This is a genomic window from Kitasatospora sp. MAA19, assembly GCF_029894125.1.
GTDB lineage: Bacteria > Actinomycetota > Actinomycetes > Streptomycetales > Streptomycetaceae > Kitasatospora.
Map to the genome: position 1 here is coordinate 57940 of NZ_JARXYZ010000042.1, position 6391 is coordinate 64330.

Here is a 6391-nt window from a genome sequence, read left to right on the forward strand (position 1 = left end):
GGTTCAGGAGGTGCGGCGGCGGCGTGCCTGCCAGCCGGCGCCGCCGGCCAGCACGGCGAGCAGCGCGCCACCGGCGATCAGGCCGACGTCCGGACCGCCGCCGTCGCCGCCGGCCTTGGGGGCGGACGGCTCGGCGGCGGCGCCGAGCTGCTCGGCGCAACCGGCCTTCGGGAAGCCCGCGATGGCGCAGAGCAGACCGTTGCCGTCGTAGCGCAGCGGCGGGGCGACGGCGGCCAGCACCTCGGCCGAGGTGGCGTTCGGGACGACGGTGGCACACGCGTTCCGCTGCTCGGGCGGCGCCTCGGCGGAGCCGGAGTCGGCGGCGGTGCCGAAGTCCAGCACGACGGCGACCCGCTTGCGGCCCGGCTGCGCGGGCGTGTCCGCGCAGACGGCGGCGAAGCCGCTCGCCGCCCGGGGCTGCGCGGCCTGCTGCCCGCCGTCCGGACTCACCGCGAAGCGCCAGCCGTCCACGGCGCCGTCCGGCGGCACGGACACCGCCGGGCCCTGCTGCTGGTACGCCCACCCGCCGTCGGTGCCGCGCCAGAACGACCAGTACCGGTACCCGGCCGCCGCCTGCGCGGGCGCGGCGGCGGCCAGGAGCGCCACCACGCCGGCGAGCAGGGCCACCAGCGAACGGCGGCCGGCGCGGCGCCGGCCCGGGTGGGGTGTCACAGCTGCTGGCCGCGCTTGCGCTGGAGGCTGAGCAGGATGCCGCCGCCGACGCCGACGAGCAGGCCGACGATGATCGGCCAGTACTGGCCCATGCCGTCGTTCTTCTTCGAGGCCCCCGTGGTGGCGGCCGGGCCGGCGGTCGCCTTGGGCGCCGGGCCGAGCGCGGTGAGCCGGCCGGTCAGGGCGCCGGTGTCGCCGTGGGCGGCCTGGGTGACGAGCAGCAGGCTGGCGGTGGCGGCGGCGTCGGTGCCGCCCTTGGTCCAGGTGGCGCCTTCCTTGCCGAGCCAGTCGACGGCGCCGGCGGCCTGCTGGGGGTGGCCGCTCTGGATGAGGCCGAGGGCGGCCCAGGCGGTGGCGTTGTAGTCGGGCGTCGGGGCGGCGCCGGGGGTGGTGAGGGTCAGGTGGTGGTCGCCCGCGACGAGCTGGGCGGCGAGGTACGCCCCGGCGGCCTCGCCCGAGTCGGCGTGCGGGACCGGCGCGGAGGGGGCGCCGTCCTGGCAGGTGAGCGCCTTGGGGGCGGCGTCGGCGCGGACCGTGGTGGCGACCGGGAGGTGGCCGCCGGCCGCGGCGAGCGAGGCCTGGGCGCTGGCGAGGGCGTTGGGGGCGAGGGCGCCGCTCGGGTCGGGCTGGTAGGCGAAGGCGCCGCGCTGGTCGGCGGGGGCGGCGCAGCCGAGCTGGAAGAGGGCGAGCCCGTCGTAGGCGTTCCTGCCGGCCTTGGCGACGCTCGCCGGGTCGGCCTTGGCGGCGAACAGGGCGTTCACGGCGAGGCCGGTGGAGTTGGCGTCGCCGGGGCTGCCGGGGTTGTAGGGCCAGCTGCCGTCGGCGTTCTGGGTGGCCTTGAGCCACTGGACGCCCTTGTCGACGGCCTCCTGGTGCCCGCCGAGCGCGACGAGCGCCTGGACGGCGACGGCGGTGGCGTTGCTGTCCTCGGTCTTGGCGTCGCAGGCGGCCCCGGCGGCCCGGAACGAGGGCCAGCCGCCGTCCTCGCACTGCTGCCCGGTGAGCCAGCCGACGGCGGAGTCCGCCGGGGTGACCTCGGCCGCCGCGAGCGCGGTGAGGGCGAGGGACTGCCGCCAGACGCCGTCGTACGTCGGGTCGCCCTTGCCGTACAGGCCGTCGGGGACGGCCGCGGCGGTCGGCGTGGGGCTGTCGGCGAGGGCCGGTCCGGCGGTGGCGCCGGCGAGCAGCGCGGCGGACAGGGCGGCGGCGCCCAGGCGGGCGGCGGTGAGCATGGTGGAGATGTGCCTTTCGGTGAGCGGTGGTGGCCTGGCGGGGCCGTTCCGTAGTCCTCGACGGTGCCGGGCGGTGCGCGTGGCGGGCCCGGGCGGGCCGCTCGCCCCTCCACGGGCGGTCCGACTCGCCCGGGCCGTCACGGGCACCGGGCTCACGGTTGCGGGGTCAGCGCCGGATTCGCACCGGCTTCCCCCGGGGGAGGAGCGGGATGAAGTTGTGCTGCCCGTCGACTCTAACCGCCGGGGCGGCCGCGATGGCCCGCCGGAGGAGGAACAGGTTCCAGTCGGAGCCGGTTCAGGGCAGCGTGAGCAGCCGGGCCGCGGTGTGCAGGTCGGCCCGGACCTCGGCGATCGAGGCGCGGCCGGAGAGCCAGGCGACCAGCGCCGAGTGCCAGGTGTGCTCGATCACCCGGACGGCCGCACGCTGGCTCTCGCTGGGCGGCCCGGACTGGCCGATGGCGTCCAGGATGAGCTGCCCGGTGGCGGTGCTGACCTGGTCGACCTCGGCGCCGACGGAGCGGTCGGCGAAGGACAGCGCCCGGACCATCGCCTCGGCCAGCAGCGGTTCGCGCTGGAGCGCGTGGAAGGCCCGGGTGAGCGTGTCGGCGACGCGCGGGGCCGGTTCGGGGTCGGTCGGCGGGTGCCGCCGGATGTGCTCCTGGAGGCCCTGCAACTGCTCCAGCATGACCGCGACCAGCAGGTGCACCTTGGACGGGAAGTACCGGTAGAGCGTGCCGAGGGCGACCTGTGCGCTCTCCGCGACCTCCCGCATCTGCACCGCCTCGTACCCGCCCCGGGCGGCCAGGGCGGTGGCGGCCCGCAGGATCCGGCGCCGGCGTTCGGCCTGGCGGGCGGTCAGCGGCGGCTCACCCGGTTGGGCGGGTGGCGGCGCGGCGGGGTTCACGGAGGTGGTCGGCGGCGGCAAGGAGTGCTCCCGGGGCGCGTGGGTGGCGGCGTGCTCCACAAGGTCGGCAGGATCGGCGTGGCGGGAATCACCAGCCCTGACTCCGGAGCGAAAGCTACGGGCCGGTATCTTCGAGGTCTCTCATTGTTCACATGGTCGATGACGAGTTCCCCAGCCACTGAAACCTGATCTACTTTAGCGACCGGCAGCACAGATAGCAGCTAGAGATGAGGGCCCGAGGATGACCGCGCAGCCGCTGCGGATTGCCCTGCTGTCGTACCGCGGGGACCCCTTCTGCGGCGGTCAGGGCGTGTACGTACGGCACCTCTCCCGGGAGCTGGCCAGGCTCGGCCACCACGTGGACGTGATCGGTGCCCAGCCGTACCCCGTGCTGGACGAGGTCGACGGCCCCGGCTCGGTGCGCCTGGTCGAGCTGCCCAGCCTGGACCTCTACCGCGCCGACGACCCGTTCCGCACGCCCGCCCGCGGCGAGTTCCGCGGCCCGGTGGACGTGCTGGAGTTCGCCACCATGCGCACCGGCGGCTTCCCCGAGCCGCTGACCTTCTCGTTGCGGGCCCGTCAGTACCTGGCCCGGCACAAGGGCCGCTACGACGTGGTGCACGACAACCAGACCCTCGGCTATGGCCTGCTCGGCCTGGCCCGGCACGGCTTCCCGCTGGTCACCACGATCCATCACCCGATCACCGTGGACCGGCGGTTGGAACTGGACGCGGCCGACACCCGGGTGCGCCGGCTGTCGCTGCGCCGCTGGTACGCCTTCACCCGGATGCAGCGCCGGGTCGCCGCCCGGCTGGACCACGTCATCACCGTCTCCGGCACCTCGCAGCGCGAGATCGCCAAGCACCTGGGCGCCGCGCCCGGCGCGATCTCGGTGGTGCCGATCGGCGCCGACACCCGGCTCTGGTCGCCCTCCGAGGCGGTCGCCCGGGTGCCCGGACGGATCGTCACCACCTCCAGCGCGGACGTCCCGCTCAAGGGTCTGGTGTTCCTGGTCGAGGCGCTGGCGAAGGTGCGCACCGAGCGCCCCGCGCACCTGGTGGTGGTCGGCAAGCCGCAGAAGGAGGACGGCCCGGTGGCCGAGGCGGTGCGCCGCTTCGGGCTGGCCGAGCACATCGAGTTCCGCAGCGGGCTGACCGACCGGGAGCTGGTCGACCTCTACCGCTCGGCCGAGGTGGCCTGCGTGCCGTCGCTGTACGAGGGCTTCTCGCTGCCCGCCGCCGAGGCGATGGCCACCGGTACCCCGCTGGTCGCCACCACCGGCGGCGCGATCCCCGAGGTGGCCGGGCCGGACGGGGAGACCTGCCTGGCCGTGCCGCCGGGGGAGGCGGACCGGCTGGCCGCGGCGCTCGGTCGACTGCTGGACGACCCGGAGCTGCGCGCCCGGCTCGGCGCGGCCGGCCGCGCGCGGGTGCTGGCCCGGTTCACCTGGGAGCGGGCCGCCGAGTTGACCGCCGAGGCCTACCGCGCGGCGATCGCCACCGGGGCCGGCGCCCGGGCCCGCTCCGGTCCGGGCTGGCGGTACGTGCCCTGAGCCCACGGCCGCCGGCCCGGCGCGGGATCGATCTGACGCGGCGTCAAGTCCGCGTGGTAGCAATAGGAATGGGAGCCCTGCAGTGCTGACCGTCGATTTCTCGCGCTTCCCGCTCGCCCCCGGCGACCGGGTGCTCGACCTGGGTTGCGGCGGGGGCCGGCACGCGTTCGAGTGCTACCGCCGCGGCGCCAACGTGATCGCCCTCGACCAGAACGCCGAGGAGATCGCCGAGGTCACGAAGTGGTTCGCCGCGATGGAGCAGGCCGGCGAGGCCCCGGAGGGCGCGTCGGCGGTCGCGATGGAGGGCAACGCGCTGGCGCTGCCGTTCGAGGACGAGTACTTCGACAAGATCATCATCTCCGAGGTGATGGAGCACATACCCGATGACAAGGGCGTGCTCAACGAGATGTTCCGGGTCCTCAAGCCGGGCGGGCTGCTCGCCGTCACCGTGCCGCGCTGGCTGCCCGAGAAGATCTGCTGGACGCTGTCCGACGAGTACCACGAGGTCGAGGGCGGCCACATCCGGATCTACCGGGGCGACGAACTGCTCGGCAAGCTCAAGGACGCGGGCCTGGAGCCCTACGGCACCCACCACGCGCACGCGTTGCACTCGCCGTACTGGTGGATCAAGTGCGCGGTCGGCGTGAACAACGACAAGGCGCTGCCGGTCAAGGCGTACCACCAGCTGCTGGTCTGGGACATCGTCGGCACCCCGGTGATCAGCACGCTCACCAAGGCCGCCGAGCGGGCGCTCAACCCCGTCATCGGCAAGAGCTTCGTGGCGTACGCGTCCAAGCCCCGGCGCGTGGGCGCATGACCGCCGCCGTCCCCGAGGTGCTGCTGCTCGACGGGGTGCTCGACGCCGACCAGGCCGCCGGCACCGTCCGCAGCATCCTGGCCGAGCAGCGCCCCGACGGCGCCATACCCTGGTTCGCCGGCCACCACCTCGACCCCTGGGACCACACCGAGGCCGCGATGGCCCTCGACACCGCCGGCGAGCACGCCGCCGCCGAGGCCGCCTACCGCTGGCTCGCCGCCAACCAGAACCCGGACGGCTCCTGGTACGCCGCCTACACCGACGGCGTGGTCACCGACCGGGCCAAGGAGACCAACTTCTGCGCCTACGTGGCCGTCGGGGTCTGGCACCACCACCTCAGCGCCGGCGACGACGCCTTCCTGGAGTGGATCTGGCCCGTCGTCCGGCGCGCCCTGGACTTCATCGTCCGCCTGCGGCTGCCCGGCGGCCCGATCGCCTGGCGCCTCGACGAGGACGGCACCGCCACCGACGAGGCGCTGCTCACCGGCTCGTCCAGCATCCTGCACGCGCTGCGCTGCGGCCTGGCCATCGCCGAGTACCTGGAGGAGCCGCAGCCCGACTGGGAGCTCGCGGCCGGCCGGCTGGGGCACGCCGTCGCCCGCCACCCCGAGCGGTTCCTCGACAAGGGCCGCTACTCCATGGACTGGTACTACCCGGTGCTCGGCACCGGACTGCGCGGCGACGCGGCGCTGGAGCGGATCGACCGGGAGTGGGACCGCTTCGTCGTCCCCGGCCTCGGCGTGCGCTGCGTCAGCGACCGCCCGTGGGTGACCGGCGGCGAGAGCGCCGAACTCGCCCTGGCGCTCTGGGCGGTCGGGCGCTCCGACCGCGCGGTGGAGATCCTGCGCTGGATCCAGCGGCACCTGCGGCACGAGGACGGCTCGTACTGGACCGGGTACGTCTTCGAGGACGACGCCGTCTGGCCGGAGGAGCGCACCACCTGGACGGCCGGCGCGCTGCTGCTCGCGGTGGCCGCGCTCGGCGGCGACCCGGCGACGGTCGCGGTGTTCGGCGGGGAGCACCTGCCTGCCGGGCTGGTGGTCGAGGACTGCTGCTGAGGCCCGTGCGGGCAGGACGACTGGGTCCGTACGGACAGCGCGAAGGGGCGGCCCACCGGAAGGCGGTTTCTAGCGGTCGTCGCAACACGTAGTCGGTTGTCTAGGCCGCGATGAGTTTATGCAGACGCTCGGCTGGGGTTTCCCAGCCGAGCGTTT

Annotated in this window: 6 protein-coding genes and 1 riboswitch; of the genes, 3 read left to right on the plus strand and 3 right to left on the minus strand. The window is 74.9% G+C overall.

Annotation, left to right across the window (positions count from 1 at the left end):
• Positions 1-3: 3 nt before the first annotated feature.
• From P3T27_RS36395 to P3T27_RS36405, 3 genes are all read right to left on the minus strand, one after another.
• Positions 4-672, minus strand: coding sequence for an SCO2322 family protein (locus tag P3T27_RS36395; protein ID WP_280685594.1), 669 nt, complete (start codon positions 670-672; stop codon positions 4-6).
• The gene (locus P3T27_RS36400) at positions 669-1904 is read right to left on the minus strand and encodes a terpene cyclase/mutase family protein (RefSeq protein ID WP_280685595.1); all 1236 of its coding nucleotides are present in this window, start codon (positions 1902-1904) and stop codon (positions 669-671) included. Before P3T27_RS36400 ends, P3T27_RS36395 begins: the two co-directional genes overlap by 4 nt.
• 117 nt (positions 1905-2021) lie before the next feature.
• Positions 2022-2097: riboswitch (cobalamin riboswitch) on the minus strand.
• A gap of 102 nt (positions 2098-2199) precedes the next feature.
• The gene (locus P3T27_RS36405) at positions 2200-2829 is read right to left on the minus strand and encodes a TetR family transcriptional regulator (protein ID WP_280685596.1); all 630 of its coding nucleotides are present in this window, start codon (positions 2827-2829) and stop codon (positions 2200-2202) included.
• A 220-nt stretch (positions 2830-3049) separates the two neighbouring features.
• Here P3T27_RS36405 and P3T27_RS36410 point away from each other — a divergent pair, with 220 nt between their 5' ends.
• The 3 genes from P3T27_RS36410 to P3T27_RS36420 all read left to right on the plus strand — a co-directional run bounded on the left by P3T27_RS36410 (position 3050) and on the right by P3T27_RS36420 (position 6235).
• Positions 3050-4360 carry a glycosyltransferase family 4 protein gene (locus P3T27_RS36410; RefSeq protein WP_280685597.1) on the plus strand — a complete coding sequence of 437 codons (1311 nt, stop codon included), beginning with the start codon at positions 3050-3052 and terminating at the stop codon, positions 4358-4360.
• Positions 4361-4442: 82 nt separating this feature from the next.
• Entirely contained in the window at positions 4443-5177 is a 735-nt protein-coding gene (locus tag P3T27_RS36415) for a class I SAM-dependent methyltransferase (RefSeq protein WP_280685598.1), read from the plus strand.
• Positions 5174-6235 (plus strand): prenyltransferase, encoded by a 1062-nt coding sequence (locus P3T27_RS36420; protein WP_280685599.1) that lies wholly within the window; start codon positions 5174-5176, stop codon positions 6233-6235. Before P3T27_RS36415 ends, P3T27_RS36420 begins: the two co-directional genes overlap by 4 nt.
• Positions 6236-6391 lie beyond the last annotated feature (156 nt).

What these genes read in the sequence shown, in the direction of transcription:
- P3T27_RS36400 (WP_280685595.1), bottom strand. Translation starts at nt 1,904, where the DNA reads ATGCTCACCGCCGCCCGCCTGGGCGCCGCCGCCCTGTCCGCCGCGCTG.
- P3T27_RS36410 (WP_280685597.1), top strand. Translation starts at nt 3,050, where the DNA reads ATGACCGCGCAGCCGCTGCGGATTGCCCTGCTGTCGTACCGCGGGGAC.
- P3T27_RS36420 (WP_280685599.1), top strand. Translation starts at nt 5,174, where the DNA reads ATGACCGCCGCCGTCCCCGAGGTGCTGCTGCTCGACGGGGTGCTCGAC.